The sequence below is a fragment of the Sphingomonas sp. Leaf412 genome, assembly GCF_001425405.1.
Taxonomy (GTDB): domain Bacteria; phylum Pseudomonadota; class Alphaproteobacteria; order Sphingomonadales; family Sphingomonadaceae; genus Sphingomonas.
In genome coordinates this window covers 1,384,481-1,386,298 of the sequence record NZ_LMQP01000003.1, presented here as the reverse complement: position 1 = coordinate 1,386,298, position 1,818 = coordinate 1,384,481, and the positions used below count along the sequence as shown (strand labels likewise).

General features: G+C 69.6%; 2 protein-coding genes. Both read left to right on the top strand.

The features are described from left to right. Positions 1-32 precede the first annotated feature (32 nt). Positions 33-953 (top strand): Hsp33 family molecular chaperone HslO, encoded by a 921-nt coding sequence (locus ASG29_RS13790; RefSeq protein WP_055985694.1) that lies wholly within the window; start codon positions 33-35, stop codon positions 951-953. A gap of 163 nt (positions 954-1,116) precedes the next feature. After that, positions 1,117-1,815, top strand: coding sequence for a 7-cyano-7-deazaguanine synthase QueC (gene queC / locus ASG29_RS13785; RefSeq protein WP_055984949.1), 699 nt, complete (start codon positions 1,117-1,119; stop codon positions 1,813-1,815). The last annotated feature ends 3 nt before the right edge of the window (positions 1,816-1,818 follow it).

Genomic DNA, 1,818 nt, shown 5'->3' with positions numbered 1-1,818 from the left:
CCCCGGCTTTCGCCGGGGTGACGGAATTCTTCATGACCCCCGATCTTCCCACCACCCCCGACATCGACCGCGCGCTCGGTTTCACGATCCCCGCGCGCCACGCCCGCGGCCGTGTCGTGCGCGTCGGGCCGGCGCTCGACGCGATCCTGACCGCGCATGCCTATCCGCCCGCGATCGAGAAGCTGCTGGCCGACGCGCTGACGCTGACCGCATTGGTCGGCGCGACGCTGAAGGATCCCGCCGCGCAACTGACGCTCCAGACCCAAACGCAGGCGGGCGTCGTGACCCTGCTCGTCTGCGACTATCGCGGCGGCGAGTTGCGCGGGTATGTCCAGTACGATGCCGACCGGCTGGCGGAGGCGCCGGCGGACCCGACGCTGTTCGCGCTGTTCGGGCAGGGCTATCTGGCCATCACCTTCGACCTCGCCACCACCGGCGAGCGCTATCAGGGGATCGTGCCGCTCGACGGCGAGTCGCTGGCGCAGGCGGTGGAAAGCTATTTCTACCAGTCGGAGCAGATCCCGACCTTGGTCCGCACCGGCCTGTCCAAGGACGCCGATGGCCGCTGCGTCGCGGGCGGCCTGCTGCTCCAGCATTTGCCCGAGGGCGAGGACGGGCGCGAGCGGTTGCACACGCGGCTCGATCATCCCGAATGGGACCATGTCGCCGCCTTGGGCTCCACGATGGGGGCGGACGAGCTGGCCGATCCGGGAATCGCGCTGGAGGCGCTGGTCTGGCGCCTGTTCAACGAGGAGGACGAGGTGCGCGTGCTCGCCTCGACCCCGCTGGTGCGCGGGTGCCGCTGCTCGGTCGACCACGTCCGGTCGGTGCTGGAGAAATTCCCGGCGGAGGAGCGCCGCGCGATGGCGGACGACGACGGCGTGATCGCGGTGGACTGTGCCTTCTGCTCGACGGTCTTCCCGCTGCGGCTGGACGATCCCGCGTCCGTTTAAGCGGCGTTAACCTATGCCGTGATAGACGATCCTGGTGCTGGTCTTCTTCGCGGCACGATTTCTCCCTAGTGACCCGAAAGGGTTTCCTGGGCCGCCCGACGGGGCGGCCCATTTTTTTCGTTCGTTGCGATTTGCCGCGGATGGGAATAGCGGCGGCGCGATCATGACCAGTCAGACTCCTGCGGTGGCGCTCGTTTCGGGCGGCCTCGATTCGATGGTATCGGCGGCGCTGGCGCGCGAGGCGGGGCATCCGCTGCTCGCGCTGTCGATCGACTACAACCAGCGGCACCAGGTCGAACTCGCCGCCGCGCGCCGGATCGCGGCCCTGCTGGGCGCGACGCGCCACGTCGTCCTGCCGATCGACCTGAGCGCGTTCGGCGGTTCCGCCCTGACCGACGGCAGCATCGACGTGCCCAAGGACGGGGTGGGCGACACCATCCCCGTCACGTACGTCCCCGCGCGCAACACCATCTTCCTCAGCCTGGCGCTCGGCTGGGCGGAGGCGGCGGGCGCGCGCGACCTGTACGTCGGGGTCAACGCGCTCGATTATTCGGGCTATCCCGATTGCCGCCCGGAATTCATCGCCGGGTTCGAGACGCTGGCCGAACTGGCGACGAAGGCGGGGGTGGAGGGTGCGCCGTTCCGCATCCGCGCGCCGTTGCAGCATATGACGAAGGCCGACATCGTACGCGAGGGCGCGCGGCTGGGGCTGGACATGGGGCTGAGCTGGTCGTGCTACGATCCGACGCCCGCGGGCCTGCATTGCGGCCGCTGCGACAGCTGCCGCCTGCGCCACAAGGGGTTCGTGGACGCGGGCGTTGACGATCCCACCGCCTATGCGGTCGTGCCGCCCGCGCCATGAGCT